The sequence below is a fragment of the Sporosarcina limicola genome (genome assembly GCF_014873855.1).
In the GTDB taxonomy this organism is placed as follows: Bacteria; Bacillota; Bacilli; order Bacillales_A; family Planococcaceae; genus Sporosarcina; species Sporosarcina limicola.
In genome coordinates, this window is record NZ_JADBEL010000009.1 from 1 (window position 1) to 18,074 (window position 18,074).

Sequence of the window (18,074 nt, forward strand, 5' to 3'; positions counted from 1 at the left end):
GCTTCTTTTATCCAATGCAACTTGATAATAAAACATGCGTAAACCTTTATGAGTCATGGGGTGAGGCTTGTTTTTCATGTCCGAAAGTTGAGTTACTTTGCATAAGCCACCTTGCGGTGCCCCCTCCGTTGTTTCGATATAGATATCTTTATCAAGAATACCTGAGCGAAGAAATTTCCAGACCAGTTTCAGAATAATCTTATCTGCTATGAACTCCTCCAAGTACGCATGTACTCTTTGATGATGTATCGTATCGAAATAACTCTTTAGGTCACAATCCACTGCAACTCGATATCCTTCTTGGTAGTATTGCTCTGCCAACTTTATAGCTTGATGAGCGCTTCTACCTTTTCGGAAGCCGAAACTGTTCTCCGAGAATTCCGGGTCAATGATTGGTTCAATGACCTGTAGAATAGCTTGCTGCACTACTCTGTCCAGCACTGTCGGGATTCCCAAGTTTCTTTTAGAGCCATCAGATTTCGGTATGGCAACCCGTTTGACTGGCTGAGGCTGGTAGGTACCATCCTTTAGCTTCCTTTTGAGTGGTTCGAAGTATTTTTCCATGTGTCCTTTTAATTGGTAGACGGTAATGCCATCAATGCCAGGAGCAACCTTTGTTACTTCTCACTTTTCTGTATGCACTCCAAAGGTTGTCGTCTGCAATAACTTTATCGATTAAGTTGATACCATCTTGTTCTTTCATATCCATGTCGACATCCCTACGCACTCCTATATACCCTTCGGTTTCCAACCTAGCTCTCCATAGGCAGCCATCTTTCGGTCTATACTGCGATGTTTTCTGCGTTTCGGCGAAGATGTCTAAACCTCCCTGTTTTCCAAGATTTAAGATTGTTCAGTCCTTCATTTCCGTAAGGAAACTACTATGACGTCTGCTGACTTCTCACGATAAATCTTTTCCAACCGAGTTTCACTCGTCCGTGAGACCTCCCCGGGTAAGGGCTATAACCTTCCTCCCATGTAACTGCTGTATTTACTGTATGGAACTTGTGCAGTATTGGATTTCGTTATGTTTAGCAAACTCATCCATTCCAATTCAGCCTTATATACAGTTTCTGTCCGTCAGTTCGGGATTTTGCCGCCGGCTTCCTTCAGATTCCACCTCGCGATGGACACTCTTGCCTTAAGCTAACAGTTCCTACTGCCAAGCCTGTAGTGGACTTTCACCACCAAGTTATGCCCATGCCGGGCACACTATAAGAGAGCCTATTCCTACTCTGAAGGAGTTGGAATAGGCTCTTTTTGTTATTCTTTTCGCGTTAATTCTTTAAATTCACTTTCTGAAGACGCAATGCATTCAATACAACGGACACCGAACTGAACGCCATCGCTGCACCCGCAACCCATGGGGCTAATAAACCAATTGCCGCAATAGGAATTCCGATTGTGTTGTAGAAGAATGCGAAGAATAGGTTTTGCTTAATATTGCGCATCGTTTTGCGACTCATAATAATCGCATCAGCTACACTATTTAGGTTCCCACGCATCAGCGTAATATCTGCTGCCTCAATCGCAATATCTGAACCTGTTCCGACAGCCATTCCGATATTCGCCATCGCAAGTGCTGGCGCATCATTGATACCGTCCCCAACCATTGCCACTTTCTTACCTTGGTCTTGCAATTTTTTAATCTCTTCACTTTTTTGTTCAGGCAACACTTCTGCAATGACAGTAGATAGCCCAACTTGACGAGCAATTGCTTCCGCAGTTCGTTGGTTATCGCCTGTCAGCATAATGACTTCCAGACCCAATGCCTGCATTCTTGCAATGGCTTCTTTCGACGTTTCCTTCACTGTATCGGCGACTGCCACGACACCTGCAAGATTATGATCTACAGCAATCAACATCGCTGTTTTCCCTTCACTTTCAAGCTTTTCCATAGCAGCATTCGAGTCTAAAATAGCAATCTTATAGTCGTTCATCAATTTTCTTGTACCGACTAGCACTTCCCTACCACTAACAATAGCCCGGATACCATAGCCCGGTAGCGCTTCAAAATCAGTCACTTCAAGTAATGTTAACGCTTTTTCTTTGGCGCCCAAAACAATGGCTTGTGCCAAAGGATGTTCGGATTGATTTTCAGCTGTTGCAACTAATTGCAGCACTTCATCTTCTGTAAAGCCTGCTGTCACTGTAATATCTGTCAACGCGGGTTGACCTTTTGTCACTGTTCCTGTTTTATCCAACACGACAGTGTCAATTGACCGGGTATTTTCCAAATGTTCTCCGCCTTTAAATAGTAAGCCCATTTCAGCTGCCCTACCTGACCCCGCCATAATCGATGTCGGCGTTGCAAGCCCTAGCGCACACGGACAAGCAATTACTAGAATCGAGATTGTCGGAATCAATGCCGAACGGAAATCGCCTGGTGTTACAATGAAAAACCAAATTAGGAACGTTGTAACCGCAATAACGACAACAACCGGTACAAAGATACCTGAAATTCTGTCTGCTAAACGTTGGATTTCAGCTTTCGATCCTTGTGCTTCCTCCACCACTTTTACAATTTGTGCTAATGCTGTATCTTTCCCAACTTTTGTCGCTTTGATTTGCAATGAACCGTTCTTATTGATTGTCGCACCAATGACTTTATCACCCGCAACTTTATCCACTGGAATACTTTCACCTGTAATCATCGATTCGTCGATGGCCGAACGTCCTTCAATAATTTCGCCATCCACCGGAATCTTTTCACCAGGCTTCACAATAATCGTATCACCTGCAATAACTTGCTCAATCGGCAGTTCCAATTCAACGCCGGCTCTTAACACTCTTGCTGTTTTAGCTTGTAAACCTAATAACTTTTGAATCGCTTGACTCGTTTTTCCCTTTGCTCGAACTTCAAATAATTTCCCAAGTACAATCAATGTAATAATAACAGCGGATGCTTCAAAATATAACTCAGGACTTCCAACGCCGCCTGCATTCATCCATTCAATCGACAAATAGAGGCTGTAGAAGTATGCCGCGCTCGTACCCAGTGCAACTAATACATCCATGTTGGCACTTTTAGTGCGTAATGAGTTAAAAGCACCTCTATAAAACTGTGCGCCAACGATGAATTGAACAGGTGTCGCAAACGCTAACTGCACCCACGGGTTCATCAGAATATGTGGCATATAAATGAATGATAGGAATTCAAAATGTGCAACCATCGTCCAGATCAATGGAATCGTCAAAATTAGTGAGAAGATGAATTTTCTTTTCTGCTTTTTAATTTCTTGTTCTTTATGATCCATCTTGTCTTTGCTATCTTGTTTGGGGATTAATTCATAACCCATTTTCTTAACAACCGTAATCATATCTATTGTTTCGACTTGTTTGCCATCATATTCAACGGCGATTGTTTCAAGTGCAAAGTTGACGCTGGCACTCGAAACGCCGTCCATTTTAGAAATACGTTTTTCGATTTTTGTCGCACATGCCGCACAAGTCATACCTGAAATATCAAAATTGACTTTGTCTTGAATAACGCAATACCCAAGTTTTTCAATTCTTTCTGTAAACTCTTTCACATTTGTTTGCGCTGGGTCGTAGGTAATTGTTGAACGTTCCAATGCAAAGTTGACGTTTGCTTTCTCGACACCTTCGATTTTTGATAGTCCTTTTTCAATACGGTTTGCACAAGCTGAACAAGTCATGCCGTTAATTTGCAAGGTTTTTTCTGTTGTTGCCATCTGTCTCTCCCCCTATACTTAGTGGGGGTATATTATTTTAAAAAAGAAAGATTATACCTAATAGGTATAATCACATTCATCGCTTTATACCCCCACATGGTGTAAGCGAAAATGAAGTTCTATCTTAATCAAGCAAGATCATAGCCTTGATCTTCAATCGTTTCTTTAATTTGAGCCAATGTAGCTGCATTGTCGAATTCCACTAAAACTTCATTGTTGCCAAGATCTACTTTAACAGTAGAAACGCCTGTAAGTTCACCGACATTCGTTTCAATTGAATTCACACAGTGATTACATGACATGCCTTCTACTTTTAGGATTTCTTTCAAATTAAACGCCTCCTGTTTTGTTATTATCACCAACTTAGCATACCCCCTATCGGTATGTCAATTGAAAAAGTGATTTCTATATTTTTTATTTTGTCATTGTTTTCATGACACTCATTAACTCTTTAATCGCAGCTTCACCATCTTGCCCTTTAATTGCGTTCACTACACAATGATGTGTGTGATCCTCTAGTAAAGCTAAAGAAACTTTATTTATCGCAGATTGGATTGCGCTAATTTGATGTAAAATATTTACACAATAACGGTCATTCTCAACCATTTGATGAACGCCTCTTACTTGCCCTTCAACACGTTTTAATCGATTAAGAAGCTGCTGCTTATTTGGTTGCACTGTTGTCTTTGTAGTTTCCGACATATTTGTCACTCCTTAAATTCAATAAATACCCTATACCCCTATATTAACACTTTGATTTAAGAAGTACAATTCATACGTTTTGCAAATTTTCTTGCCGACGACAACCACTTATCACTAGATTTCCAACAAATTTTTAATCTCACCGAAATTTTGTTCAAAACCAATGAGGACTTTCGGTTTATTCACTATGGAGTTCAGCGAATGAGAAAAAGCAAGGTGCAAAAAACCGCCACCAATTCCTCTTCACGTCGAATTGGCGGCGGTTTATCTTTTTTATCTAATCAACTTTAAAACAGTTGCATTGCCAATAAACGATAAACATCCAAGCGTTTATTCTGCGAGTGAGGAATACTGAAAGTCGGAAATTCTTTTTATTGCATCTACTACTTCTTTGATCATACCGCCTGTAAAAAACGATGCAAACGCGCTGTTACCGCTTGAACCAAACAACCAGGCTTCTGGTAAAACGTTTATGCCTGAAACGGTGTTCAGAACTTGTCCACGAATTTCCCGTAAGTAGCCTTGCTGCAATACTATTTGTTCAATATGTTCCGCTAACTATCATTTCACTTTTATAGCATCTCCTAGTAAAATTCGCTCAAAAAAGTCGAGCTGACCATTTAAAGAGATTGGATCACTGAAATAAAATGTTGGCTCATGAATAAAATGTACACGCTTCTGTTGGACTACAGGTAAAGATTCATACATCGGTTGATCTAAGATGGATTTTTTCTTTTTCTCCATTCCAGCTACAAATACGTAATCTCCTATAAAATCTGGTAATAACTCTTCTGAGAATGCATGGTAATTCACATCTACTTTACTTAACGCATCCTTTAATGTTTGTGGATAATCCAATCCAAGGGCTGCATACAACACTTCTGTTCCTCGTCCGTGGTTTGGACCGTAAACATATAATTGCTTATCATATTCACCAATTACGCTAATTTTTTGTGTCATATCAAACTTCTCAGCAAACTTTTGCTTGCTCGTGGCAACTCGCTCCTCCCATTGAGCCATTTGCTTCTTCGCTTCGCCTTCTTTTCCAACAACCTCTCCAATTTTCAAGAACGTTTCAAGACGGGTATCCTTCCCAAGCTCGAATACAACTGTAGGCGCAATTTCCTTCAGCTTATCAAGATTTTCATGATTCGAATTTGCGATGATTAAATCGGGATTTAGCGCTAAGATTTTCTCCATACTTCCGTCTGAAATAACTTCAACATCCTTCAATTGATCCCCCAAGAACTCACTGTCCTTTGCCATTTCATACACCGCAATTGGTGTAATTCCAAGGCTCAATAGATGTCCCGGATAGTGCCAGCTCGCCATAACAACCCGTTGAGGATTTGCCGGAACAACTACATCCCCAAAATCCGAAGCGTACGTTCTTGTCCCTTCTTCGGACTCAATCTCTTTATCATTTTCTGCTTTGTCCTTCTCTGCATTATCTGAATTACTGCAAGCACCTATTATTAATACGGCGGAAAATAGTAAACAAGCCATCACTTTCTTCAATTGTAAGCCCACCTTTTTCTTTTTTATAAGTAATTCAAGAACGTTTTTAAAAACTTAGTACTTAAACTAATTCGTTTTCTCAATCACTTAAAATTCCCATTATATTTTCCCTTAGCGATGTGGAAGTTTTACTATTCCAAACATAGAATTTAACTTTTGTTTAATAGTCACTCCTCCTCTAATTGATAATGAGAACCATTATCAATTATAACTACTTTCGTTTATGTTGTCAAAATTTATATGAATAACGCGCACGCAACCTTAGTAAATAGGCTAACTAAGCTTCTGAGACCATCTAATTTAAGTTTTGCACCTTGATAAATCAATAAAAAAAGCCTCTTTGAAAGATGCCCTATTTCACTCAAAAGACAGTGGTGTTTGGCGTAACCGTTCCGGAACAATTCATTCATCATAAAATAAAGCGTTATAAACGATTGTATAGTACTACGTTAACTGTTATCGCAGTTTTACTTGGCGCAGTTAACGTCTTGTTGCCAATGTTGTTTACGATGAGCGAAGATTTGTTTGTACTGATTTCACTCGTAATTTTACATGTTTTAATAAGTAGTAGCTTTATGCTTTACTTTACTTTTCATTTAAAGATGCGTGCTTTACGCAACAAGGAGGACTGGTACGATAAACTTCGTCAAGTCCATGTAATGGATTTATCGCTTCGGAAACAAGACAATAGTTTACCTTCTATTTTCTTGGGCATTCCAATCATCATTACGCTCGCACTAATTACTTATACTTATATGAATTACGACACGATTCCTGATGTATTTCCCACACATTGGGGAATAACCGGTGAACCTGATGCGTGGTCTGAAAAAAGTATTTTATCCGTTATTATGCTGCCAATCGTTTTACTTGGCATTCAAGTCATGATGCTGTGTATGTCTGTAGCAATGAAGGGTTCTAGAATGAAGTTAAATGTAAATAAGAAAGCCCAATCCGCTAAACGTGTACTAGATATGCGCAAGTATTCTAGTTGGTACTTCGCACTTATTTCGTATTCAGTAACAATCTTATTTGTCTTTCTACATCATATGACCATGCTACGGCAAGACATGGATATCACCTACTTTTGGATTATGCTTGTCTGTTCTATAGGCGTTACACTTGGTGGAGCAATTTTATTCATGATGAAAACAAGAAACATACAAGAAAATTTTACCGAACAAGTTCAATCTAATGTAACTGATATTGATGAAGATCAATACTGGAAAGCAGGCATCTTTTATTTCAATGAAAATGATCCTTCTATTCTCGTTGAAAAACGTTCTGGCGTTGGGTGGACATTGAACTTCGGAAATAAATGGAGTTATCTTATTGTCTTTATTCCGCTTGCGCCCATTATTTTTATATTCTTCATTTGAGTAAAAGAAGATATAAAAATGAGAAACGATGTGGATGAAGAAAAGAAAGCTTCAATGAATGGAAAGGTATAGATGAAAAAGACAATGATAGTTGTCAGTTTACTAGCAAGTACTTTTTTAGTATTCGCGGGTTGTAGTAAGAAAAAAGAAGAAAATCCAGAAGCCAAGGTGGAACAATCAGATTCACTAGAAAGTATTGAAGGCGTTTGGGAGGGATCCATTCAGATTCCAAATCAGCCCCTGCTGATTATCCTTACATTTGAAGAAAAGAGCGGAAGAATCAACATTCCAGTCCAAGGATTAAACGATTTTCCGCTAACTAGCGTGACATTAAATGATCTAGACCTCTATTTTGATATGAATATACAGGGGCAGCAGATAACCTTTGACGGTGAAATTGAACAAGAAAAAATAACAGGAACCTTTACACAATCGGGACAATCCTTTCCTTTCGAATTGGTTAAAGGCAAGGAAGATGTAGCAGAAAAAGGAGACCTTATGCAGGTTAAGGCGAAAGATGGTACGATGTACGGCCAATTGGAAATGCCTCAAGGAGAAGGTCCCTTTCCGCTTATGATTATCATTGCAGGATCCGGCCCGACAGATCAGGACGGAAACTCACTTGGATTACCTGGTAAAAACAATAGTTTGAAAATGATCGCTGCAAATCTAGCCACAGAAGGTGTGGCCAGTATCCGATACGACAAGCGAGGCATCGGAAAAAATATGCCCTTAGGTGGTAAAGAAGAGGATTTATACTTTGACCACTATATTGAAGATGCCGCTGCATGGGTTCAACTTGCCAAAAAGGATGAGCGATTTTCGAAGATTGGGATCATTGGTCATAGTGAGGGTTCATTAATTGGTATGATCGCTGCAAAAAAATCAGATGCCGATGTCTTCGTTTCCATTGCAGGCGCCGGTAGACCGATTGACCAAGTGCTACTTGAACAGCTTGAAGCACAACTACCCGTTAACTTACTCGATGAATCGAAAACGATTCTCGGTAAATTAAAACAAGGTGAAGCAGTACAAACAATAAGTCCAGAGTTACAGAGTATATTTCGCCCATCTGTTCAACCCTATCTAATTTCTTGGTTGCACTATGACCCAGTGGAACAACTGCAAAAGCTTGATTTACCGGTTCTGATTGTACAGGGTAGCCGAGATGTTCAAGTGCCAGCCAGTGACGCAAAATTAGTGCATCGTGCGAAAAAAGATACTGAACTTCTTATTATTGAGAATATGAATCACATTTTAAAAGATGCACCTGAAGACCGGGAAGGAAATATAGCTACCTATACAAATCCAGACCTTCCATTAGCGAAAGGTTTAATGGACGGAATTATCAGTTTCTTTAACGGAAATATTTAATTGTCATTCAAAGGTGCCAATTTGCTTCTTCCCATTCCAAGTGAGCTTCCCACTCACGTATAACTTTTGCTATCTTTTCTGTTTCCAACTGCTGTCTTGTTTTGAAAGTTATTATCTTTGCCATAGCTACCACCCCGTTGCTTGGTACATTCTATTTTAGTGGTTTCAAATATAATAATCAAAAAAATGCCTCAGAAGTCGAAATTGACTTCTGAGGCATTACTGCTTAATTCAACTTTTATGCTTTGACTTCTCGCGTTGTTCAAATCGTTAAAGCTCACTCATCAACACAAAGCTGGATCATAGCCTCTGCAAATGACTATCTAACTGCTAGTCTGATATCCCCTTAGCCACACCAACGACAGTCTCTTATATTAGTACACAATATGTACAAGTTTATTTTTCACTTCATCATAGAATACTTCGTTTGTAAAAATTTTATTGACCAGATGAAGAGATAGTATACCATTTAAGTATTCACGATAGATGATTTTTCGATTTGCCATATGAGTATCACGGTAGGCAGAAATCAAGCGGTGTATATGATCTTCATCAATTTTAGAAGCGAGTATCGTTTCCGTGCTTGATATCCACGCTTTAATAAAGGGCTTACCGCTATTGTGTACTTTAAGTTCCTCTTTTAGATAACAATCCAAATACAATCCGAACAAGTCATTATCAGCACCTATAAAGTTACACAATGTCTTCGGAAAAACCTCATGAATGACAAATGCTGTCCATATTAGTGAATATTCCTTGTAGTTTTGTCCATCATTAAAATTTTCATGTATATGATCAATAATATCTTGTTCTGTTTTCGTCATTTCCACGTCACTAAGGACGGTAACAAGTTCTACGCGTGACCTAAAAGCCATTTTAACCATTTTTCGCATATTTGGAACAATACCTTGGCTATATTTATAGCCAATAAGGTTGAATAAACATGCTTCATCAACGTAAATAACCGTTTTGAATTGCGAAAGATAATCAACGTATCTCTGCGAAAGCCCTGTTTCAGATTTATTAGCGGCTAACATCTCTTTGTAAACCGCTTCTATTATAATGACTACGTCAGCTCCGATAAAATCACGAACCATTAATTCTCCCGTTTTGAAATAGGTCTGTTCGTTATGAGAGATTAAGACCGTATCATACAAGTATACTTTTTCCGAGTTCATAATAATCTTTTTTATTTCGTCGAATTCAGTGAAGAAAAAGTCTTCAGGCATGGACATTAGTCCCTCCTTGCTTTCGTCAGCTTATCGACTAGTAGATTGTATAACTCACGATTTTTCTCATTTGTACTTTCAGGCATGAACTGGTTCTTAATGTATTTACTAAATACCTTGTCAAATTTCGGAATATTCTTAACCATTGAACGTTGTACAGATGAAGCATCTAAGCCGTTTTCGCTAAATTCAGCTTCTAAATCAAATCGTCGGTTGAAGTACTCTGTGAATTTTTCCGTTTCTTGAATAATATTCAATTCTAACATACGAATCAAAATGGCTTTATAAGGTGCTTTAAACTGATTCATTGCTTTGAATATTTTCATATGAAATCCGGAGTCATCGCCTAGTTCCTGAAAGAAACTTTTCATCTTTTGTTCAGGCATTAAAATTAATGACGCAAAATAATCTGCTTTGCGGTCGTCAATTATTGGTTCTTGTTCTATTTCTACACTAACAAAGTGCGCATAATTCGGTTTAATTCCTTTAGCTATATGATAAATTTCGTGAAACATAATGAAGTTCTGATTTACACGTGGCTGATAGGTATTAATATAACAACACTTTATTGACCCGTAATCAATAATAAATCCGCCTAATGACTCGTCAGTAGACGGAATTTGAAGAAATATGGAGTTTTTACTTAAATATTGAATGCCGCCGTTTACAACATCGTGTCCACTAGGCTGTTTATATTGCAAATAAAAATCTGCTTCTTTTACTACATCATCATGGATTTCTTGATTGATCTTCACAAGCTGTATGGCTGATTTCGCAGTTAGTTTTGACATATTTTATCTCCCGAGCTATATAGAGATAAAATATTACAAAGCTGAATAATATCCTTAACATCTTCCATGCCCTCAAGGCTTAAATCACCTTTTGAAAATGCGATAGTGCCTAAAGAATAACTAGTACTTTCTTGCATTGGTAAGTAAAATTCATCCTTCAAAAAAAAGTTTGTTGGTAGATTAAGTAGTTCAGCTATTTGCATAGAGAAGGCTGCGATGTTTTGGTTTTGCTCACTTAAAGAACGATAAATAGTACTGGGTGATTTATCTAAAAGGTCGGCAATATAATCTTTAGAAATTTTCTCATGCTCAATATAATCGTTTAAGCGTTGTGCAATAACAGCAATATTAATACTCATACTTAAACACATCCTTCGCTATTCATTATTTTAATTTATCATATCACACATTCCTAAAAAGTGCGAAATCGATGTTTATACTTAATGCTTAAACTGAAATTACGATAATATTAAAAGACTAACCCATTGATGTTTCGCACTTTTCGCGAATACTAACTATTAAAAAGATGTTTTCTATGCCATCTATAATAATGGTTTCAATCGAAGGAATCAAACATAAAAAAGGCTGCCCATAGTCGTAAACAACCAATGAAACAGCCCATCTTCAACTCTCCATTTCCAGCACAACAATTGATAATATAAGCGACTTCCCCGTCTCTATTCAGATTTCAAACGGAGTAAAACTTCCTTATAAATTTAAGCCTTGAATGCCAAACTCAAAAAACTTATTTTCTTTTACCGAATTATGTGTTGATATGTGCGGTTCTGGTTTCAAATCAACACATCTACCAATCAATACTATAATGACCCTGATTGAATCCATTGCTGATAATAGAGGATATAAAGAGGGATGTCATTCGTTGTCTGCCTCTTCTATTATTTCAATACGGCCATCCGCAAATTCTTTTACAACCCGCTCCATGGCATCCATGTATACTATATAGGAGTCAAAAAGATTTGCTTCCAAACGTGCATGCTCTCCCGTTAAACTAGCCCACTTATTTAAATACTCCACATTAACTTCGATCTGCGAGACCCTCTTTATACTAAAAACATCTGAACATGAGATATTTTGTTATCCTACCCAACTGAACCTTTTGGATTCATTATACATGACTTATCATTTTGAATGGTATAGAAAACGAGGATTCAATCCCTTAAATGATATTGTAAAATTGCTTACGGAAACGAGTATTTGGGAGGTGTATCAGTGCATCCAACTACAAGAAATGATACTATGTATGATGAATAAAGGATCTTGCAATAGGAGGATAAAAATGAATAACGAACATAATTTTTGGCTTAATTTACCCAAGCCATTTTTTATATTAGCACCAATGGAGGATGTCACAGACGTTGTGTTTCGCCACGTCATTAGTGAAGCAGCAAAACCCGACGTATTTTTCACGGAATTCACAAATACAGAAAGTTATTGTCACCCTGAAGGAAGAGACAGTGTACGTGGTCGGTTAACGTTCACAGAAGATGAGCAACCGATTGTCGCTCATATTTGGGGCAATAAACCAGCATTTTTTGAACAGATGAGTATTGATATGAAAAAACTCGGATTTAGTGGAATCGATTTAAACATGGGATGCCCAGTACAAAACGTCGCAGCCAATGGAAAAGGTTCTGGATTAATACGACATCCTGAAGTTGCAGCAGAAATTATTCAAGCAGCAAAAGCAGGTGGCTTACCAGTTAGTGTTAAAACAAGATTGGGTTACACAAATGTTGACGAGTGGCGCGATTGGTTAGGACATGTATTGAAACAAGATATTGCGAATCTTTCCATTCACCTTCGTACCAAAAAAGAGATGAGTAAAGTAGATGCACACTGGGAACTAATCCCCGAAATAAAAAAACTTAGAGATGAAATTGCTCCAAATACGTTAATAACCATTAACGGAGATATTCCTGATCGAGCAACAGGTTTAAAATTAGTAGAACAATACGGCATTGATGGCGTAATGATTGGCCGCGGCGTTTTCACGAATCCATTTGCTTTTGAAATAGAACCTAAGGAACATAGTGTGAAAGAGTTTCTCACTTTATTACTTTTACATTTAGATCTTCACGATAAATATTCAACAGAAATCGAACCTCGTCCATTTAAGCAGCTTCATCGCTTTTTCAAAATCTATATTAGGGGATTTAGTGGCGCAGGCGAATTAAGAAACCAATTAATGGAGACAAAGTCAACGGATGATGTGCGGCGTTTAGTACAACCATTTTTGGAATTAGAATTAGACTGAGTCAAACATAGGACACGGAGATAGGTTCCGCGTCCCAAATAAAACTAAATAAATACAGTGGAAGATTGACTGGAGGCGACGACGATGCAAAAGCTCTATTTTGAACCTGCATGGGACAAAGCAATTGCTCCTATTGATCGTGAAAAAATAACTCATCATTTCCACCAACAAACAAAACAGCTACAAGTCGGCGTCCATTTATCATTTTTATGGAACGCTCGTAATCATAAAGACGAACAGCTGATCACCGTACTCATTCACAATTTCGAGGAAACAATTTTCCACTTGGACAATACAGTCATTTCCTATTATGAACAAGGAGAAAAAACGGCCAATGCAACGTTCAGTCTACCTTGTGAAGTTACTGGAAATACTTCTATGCCATGGACCTTTATATTTTCAGAAACGAATGGAACAAATGCAGATTCTCGGTATACGATTTGGAATTAATGTAAAATAAAATGCCGAAATCGTTATGGAGAACATGATACGCAAGATTGAAACGATGTTTCTTGGTAACTACTTAGGTACCTATATAGTGGTAATCGTGAAAAATAAGTGATTTTAACACTACCTATTGATATCTTGTGAAAGGTCATCATGAAAAACGATAAAAGGCTTCTTGGAAAATGACTATAAAACACAATATATAGTAGGTTGTTAATTACAAAAAACAAGATGTCGTACCTAAGTAGTTACGTTTCTTGCAGGAAGTGAATTGGCCATGACGTTATGTTACGGGGAGTACAGGGGCGTTATCTGAGACCCCAATACAGTTGCTGATCTAAACGTTTGGAAGAGTACCCCAAAATATGAAAGAAGGCATTGCAAAAACCGATTCAGCGGCTTTGAAACTTTTGTTGATGAACAGTTTTAAATTCCATGAAATTGACGATGCACGGAAGTATATTCTATAAAATCATTGAAGGTTACATGCATTGACAGCTGCTGTAGCGATGATTGCATGATACATCAATAGAAAAAAGTAACCACTCCGCTTCCGACCAAGAAGCGGAGTGGTTACTTTCTGTGACATCTTTTGACTAACCGCACTTCCTTCATGCGAATGTCAGCCACATTATATAAAAGTGCCCGTCACCCCAATAAGCAAAACCTTCTTTACCGAACTGGCACTTTTTCCTGTTTAACTTGGCGTGCAATTTTCTCTGTTAAGCGTGTTGTCACTTTCGGCAACACCATTTTAATAACAGGTGTCAACACAGCGCCTGTTAAGCCACCGGCATTTACTTCAATTGTTCCTGTCATCGCTGTTTGCCCTGCCGTTTCTTCAGCAGTAAACTTGCCACTACCTGTAAAGTTGTCCGTTAACCCTTTTAACTCGAACCGAATGATCGATGGCTCATGAAATTCAGTGACGTTTAACTCCATTTTCATAGTCTTTTTAAACCCTTTAAAATTCCCTTCGAATGTCCAAACTGACTTTTGTTCATCAATTTGTTCATGCTCCTTATAGGCAGGGACCATTGTTGCCCATTTTTCAATTTGACTAACGTATTCCCATACGTTCTCTACAGATGCTGGAATGATTACAGAATGCGATGCGATTGCCATACATTTCACTACTTTCTTCTTTATGTATTTATAATGTAAATCTACCACTAACATTTTAGCATTTTAATTGTGCGGAATCACATTTAACACCTTTTCGAAGGAAGTCACCACTTCCAAACGTTACAGGTGCAACACAGTGAAAGCAAAAAAATGAGGTGCCCACTTCACGCTAGCAGTTAAGCATTTAGCCGATTTAATCAAACCTCAGCTATATTTCTCTTCTCAACTTATGTATTGGCGTTCTTGGAATGAATAACAGCTTATTCTTATTTAAATAATAGATAAGTAGTCATATCTATGCAGCTGACAAGGTCTATCCTATCCATTTATACCACTTCAGTGAATGAGTATTTATATCCACAAACATCCATATTTCCGTGAATTATTGTGAATAAAAAATCCTCTTAAGTCTTGTAGACCTCAAGAGGATTTCCCTATTGTTAACGTTGGCGAATATATGGTGAAGCAATATAGCCTGATATGGTCTTGCCTTTCTGAACTGTTCGAACCGGATACCAAACAAACAGGTTGGTCGAAGTTTTTTGTTCATCGTATACAGGAGCCCCGATAATTGTCATTTTATCCACCGAAGTCGTTGGAATAAGTGTAGCTTTGGTATTTGGGTTTGAGCGCATGCCCGAAGCAGTGTAGGTAACTACATCGCCAGCTTTCAATAACTCTCTAGACGCTGTTGCTTCTTTTGACAAGCTCAGCGATTTCTTTTTGAATTTTATTGTATTATTTGCATCATAATAGAAGTCGTCTTTCGTCATTGCAAGCGATTGAATATTTGTCGTGACTAATCCATTTTTGCTTAACTCTTGATACACTTTTTCCTGGTAAGCTGCGCCGTTTCTTTCACCCGTTGCTTGATAAAACGGGCTATTCACTGCCTTTGTACCGTTATAAGCCATGATCGCAAAATACCAGCTTTCAAGACTTTGAGGATTATGATTGCCGACTTTAGGTAAATCACTTCGCTTGAAATTTTTCACTAGAAAATCAATGCCTGCTTGAATATTATAAGATAAATCATATTTCAAACGTTCCACATCATATCCCGCTGTATTTGTTATTTGCATCAACCCAATCCCACCGTCGGCAGTAATAATAGGTTCTCCGCTAGCATCAAAATGCTTCCAGTTATTACTTTCTACAGATACAACCGCTTTGATGATTTCTGGCGGAATTACCGAAGCTGATTGCTGAGCAGTTTTCGTGATTAAACAGTTCATCGTCTGACGATCCGGGTTCACGCGACTTTCTAGATTATATCCACACACATTAACAGCTAAGCGGAATTCATCATTCTTTGCTCTTGCTAAGAATCCTGAGAAATCCGCTCGTGACACTAGTTTGTCCGGTCGGAAGGTTCCATCAGAATGACCTTGTATTACACCCGCTGCAATCACTTTTCGAATCGATGAAAAGGCATCTGAACTTACCTTTATATCGTTAAAAGGGACCAGCTCTTCATCAACCATCGAGAATGCACCCGCAAGAAAAATGGCCATATCAGAACGTTTGACAGGCTCATTCGGATAGAACTTTCCTTCTTTATTACTCGGGATAATGCCTTGTTCATAAGCAGATTGAATGGCACCCGAAGCTACGCTTGAACTGGCTACATCTAAAAAAACAGTTTTGCGTTTCGCCGTATTTAAACCTAGCGTTGTAGCAATCATTAATATAGCTTCTCCACGCGTAACATTTTTATCGGGCACAAAACGGTTATTGTCATCGCCTTGTATAATACCTTCATCATATAAATACATTATATGTTGATAAAAGGGATGAGTAGTTTTAACATCAGAAAACCCTGCAGCTTTAGCTGCTCCCCCACTCCCCATAAAGACCAACATCATAGTCATTAATAAAACTATTGTTTTCTTCAAAATAATCTCCTCCTCACAACTAGACTACCATAATTTACCTTTGATTTCGAGTACCAGGTTCTAAAACAATTCAGAATTCGAAAAGAACCTGGTACCCTTCACTAATAAAAAAGCTTTCGGAAAAGGAAATCTCAGAGAAAGACAAGCAAGAGCTTTTTGTTTTGAATAAGATAAATAGAGCTGCGAGGATAAAAGCTTAGTATGTAAAATCGTACTATACACATCTAATTATTTATTTTTATAACTAATAACCCGAGAGGACGGAAAAAAGGAGATGTAGTCGCATCCCCTTTTTTCGACTAATCATTTAACTCGCCATCATGCACGATATATTATTACGCCCATTTCCGATATAAACCGAAAAGACTACATAGATAATCTCAATCATGATGACATTCCCGTTTTAATTTCATCCGAGTTCAATACTGTCTTTAAATGCTCCTTGAACTCTTCTTCATTTTCAGCTTTTAAATAACCACTGCTAGAACCTGATATTTCCTTTTTCAAGTCTTATCAGTTTATATATAAACAGGGGTTATGATACCCAACTGAACCTGTTAGATTCATTATACATAACTTATCATTTTGAATATGTATGATAATCGCAGGAAGTTTGTGTACTTGGGAATTATGAGAGTGACTACCACACACTTAATTGCAGTGCATGCACACCTAAAACTTCATAGAAATATAGGAAATTAAAAGGCGATCTTTCATTTGATATCAAACGAAAGATCGCCTTTTTTAGGATAAGCATTATCGTGTGTTTCATCAGTACCTGAAATCCAAGATATTTATGTCCTTGTGGTTTCCCCTTGGAACTCACAAAACATTTACAAGATATGGATATTTTCATCTCCAAGGTAAGAGTTTATTTTCAAGCCACTGGAGGAGTCGGTTAAAAGTTAAGCCAAGCAGAGACAAGACTAACACACCTACCATAAGTTTCGTTGTAATCATTAAGTTCCCATAGTGTAAAACCATTGAACCAATCCCATTTTGAGCTGCAATCATTTCTGCGGCTACTAGCAATAGGAGGGACGTTCCTGCCGCAAGCTTTAAGCCAGCAAAAATCATTGGTAATGCACCTGGCAAAATAACTTTTCGGATGACATTAAAATGATTGGATCCAAAGGTAACCGCGGCTTTTATCAATATTTGATCAACACTTTTAACACCCGAAAATGTGTTGATGACTACTGGAAAAAAGACACCTAATGCAATAATTGTTACTTTTGATAATTCACCAATCCCCAACCAAAGGACGAAAAGTGGTAACAGGGCAATCTTCGGAATCGGATAGATTGCATAGACAACGGGCGTTCCGATAGCATCCGCCCATTTGGAAAACCCTAGAATAAGCCCAACCAAAATGCCAACAACCGATCCAATCGTATAGCCAAGCCCTATCCGGTAAAGACTTGGGCCAAGGTTTCTAGTGATTTCACCACTTATGAGCATATCCCATCCTGTCACTACAATAGCAGAAGGAGCAGGTAGGAAAAGTGGAGAAACAATTTTAGTGCTACAAATAATTTCCCATAGAACAAGCAAGCCGATTAACCCTAGTGCCGAAGCATATAACGGGACTTTTTTCTCAAGAAATGCAACACGGTTCGTTATGATTTGTTTGTGTACGGTCAT

17 protein-coding genes are annotated in these 18,074 nt (G+C 38.2%); 4 read left to right on the top strand and 13 right to left on the bottom strand.

Features of this window, described 5'->3' with window-relative positions; translation table 11 throughout:
• The 6 genes from H4683_RS09310 to H4683_RS09330 all read right to left on the bottom strand — a co-directional run.
• Positions 1-441 (bottom strand): reverse transcriptase domain-containing protein (locus H4683_RS09310; RefSeq protein ID WP_338062440.1); only part of this gene is annotated, 441 nt, incomplete at its 3' end.
• 154 nt (positions 442-595) lie between these two features.
• Complete coding sequence (locus H4683_RS21360) at positions 596-751, bottom strand: hypothetical protein (protein ID WP_225942010.1); 156 nt, start codon at positions 749-751, stop codon at positions 596-598.
• A gap of 526 nt (positions 752-1,277) precedes the next feature.
• Positions 1,278-3,695, bottom strand: coding sequence for a heavy metal translocating P-type ATPase (locus tag H4683_RS09315; RefSeq protein ID WP_192598584.1), 2,418 nt, complete (start codon positions 3,693-3,695; stop codon positions 1,278-1,280).
• Between the two features lie 128 nt (positions 3,696-3,823).
• Complete coding sequence (copZ, locus tag H4683_RS09320; protein ID WP_192598692.1) at positions 3,824-4,024, bottom strand: copper chaperone CopZ; 201 nt, start codon at positions 4,022-4,024, stop codon at positions 3,824-3,826.
• An 85-nt stretch (positions 4,025-4,109) separates the two neighbouring features.
• A complete protein-coding gene (locus tag H4683_RS09325; protein ID WP_192598585.1) occupies positions 4,110-4,397 on the bottom strand; it encodes a metal-sensitive transcriptional regulator in 288 nt (95 codons plus the stop codon).
• A 561-nt stretch (positions 4,398-4,958) separates the two neighbouring features.
• The gene (locus tag H4683_RS09330; RefSeq protein ID WP_338062443.1) at positions 4,959-5,906 is read right to left on the bottom strand and encodes an ABC transporter substrate-binding protein; all 948 of its coding nucleotides are present in this window, start codon (positions 5,904-5,906) and stop codon (positions 4,959-4,961) included.
• Between the two features lie 443 nt (positions 5,907-6,349).
• Here H4683_RS09330 and H4683_RS09335 point away from each other — a divergent pair, with 443 nt between their 5' ends.
• Together H4683_RS09335 and H4683_RS09340 are read left to right on the top strand one after the other, a co-directional pair.
• Positions 6,350-7,294 (top strand): DUF1648 domain-containing protein, encoded by a 945-nt coding sequence (locus H4683_RS09335; protein WP_192598587.1) that lies wholly within the window; start codon positions 6,350-6,352, stop codon positions 7,292-7,294.
• Between the two features lie 72 nt (positions 7,295-7,366).
• On the top strand, positions 7,367-8,668 hold the full coding sequence (locus H4683_RS09340; protein ID WP_225942011.1) for an alpha/beta hydrolase: 1,302 nt from the start codon (positions 7,367-7,369) through the stop codon (positions 8,666-8,668).
• A 374-nt stretch (positions 8,669-9,042) separates the two neighbouring features.
• Here H4683_RS09340 and H4683_RS09345 read toward each other — a convergent pair whose 3' ends face one another.
• The 4 genes from H4683_RS09345 to H4683_RS09360 form a co-directional block, all read right to left on the bottom strand.
• Positions 9,043-9,903 (bottom strand): hypothetical protein, encoded by an 861-nt coding sequence (locus tag H4683_RS09345; RefSeq protein ID WP_192598588.1) that lies wholly within the window; start codon positions 9,901-9,903, stop codon positions 9,043-9,045.
• Entirely contained in the window at positions 9,903-10,688 is a 786-nt protein-coding gene (locus tag H4683_RS09350; protein WP_192598589.1) for an ImmA/IrrE family metallo-endopeptidase, read from the bottom strand. Before H4683_RS09350 ends, H4683_RS09345 begins: the two co-directional genes overlap by 1 nt.
• The gene (locus H4683_RS09355; protein WP_192598590.1) at positions 10,676-11,047 is read right to left on the bottom strand and encodes a helix-turn-helix domain-containing protein; all 372 of its coding nucleotides are present in this window, start codon (positions 11,045-11,047) and stop codon (positions 10,676-10,678) included. Before H4683_RS09355 ends, H4683_RS09350 begins: the two co-directional genes overlap by 13 nt.
• Before the next feature lie 514 nt (positions 11,048-11,561).
• Positions 11,562-11,723, bottom strand: coding sequence for a hypothetical protein (locus tag H4683_RS09360; RefSeq protein ID WP_192598591.1), 162 nt, complete (start codon positions 11,721-11,723; stop codon positions 11,562-11,564).
• 262 nt (positions 11,724-11,985) lie between these two features.
• On the opposite strand from H4683_RS09360, the gene H4683_RS09365 reads away from it, so the two are divergent.
• Positions 11,986-12,963: a tRNA dihydrouridine synthase gene (locus H4683_RS09365; RefSeq protein WP_192598592.1), complete on the top strand. Its 978-nt coding sequence runs from the start codon at positions 11,986-11,988 to the stop codon at positions 12,961-12,963.
• Positions 12,964-13,047: 84 nt separating this feature from the next.
• On the top strand, positions 13,048-13,413 hold the full coding sequence (locus H4683_RS09370) for an SLAP domain-containing protein (RefSeq protein WP_192598593.1): 366 nt from the start codon (positions 13,048-13,050) through the stop codon (positions 13,411-13,413).
• A 669-nt stretch (positions 13,414-14,082) separates the two neighbouring features.
• Here the strand turns inward: H4683_RS09370 and H4683_RS09375 are convergent.
• The 3 genes from H4683_RS09375 to H4683_RS09385 form a co-directional block, all read right to left on the bottom strand.
• Positions 14,083-14,535 carry an SRPBCC family protein gene (locus H4683_RS09375; protein ID WP_192598594.1) on the bottom strand — a complete coding sequence of 151 codons (453 nt, stop codon included), beginning with the start codon at positions 14,533-14,535 and terminating at the stop codon, positions 14,083-14,085.
• A gap of 440 nt (positions 14,536-14,975) precedes the next feature.
• On the bottom strand, positions 14,976-16,430 hold the full coding sequence (locus H4683_RS09380; RefSeq protein ID WP_192598595.1) for an S-layer homology domain-containing protein: 1,455 nt from the start codon (positions 16,428-16,430) through the stop codon (positions 14,976-14,978).
• Between the two features lie 852 nt (positions 16,431-17,282).
• The gene (locus H4683_RS09385; RefSeq protein ID WP_192598596.1) at positions 17,283-18,074 is read right to left on the bottom strand and encodes an ABC transporter permease; all 792 of its coding nucleotides are present in this window, start codon (positions 18,072-18,074) and stop codon (positions 17,283-17,285) included.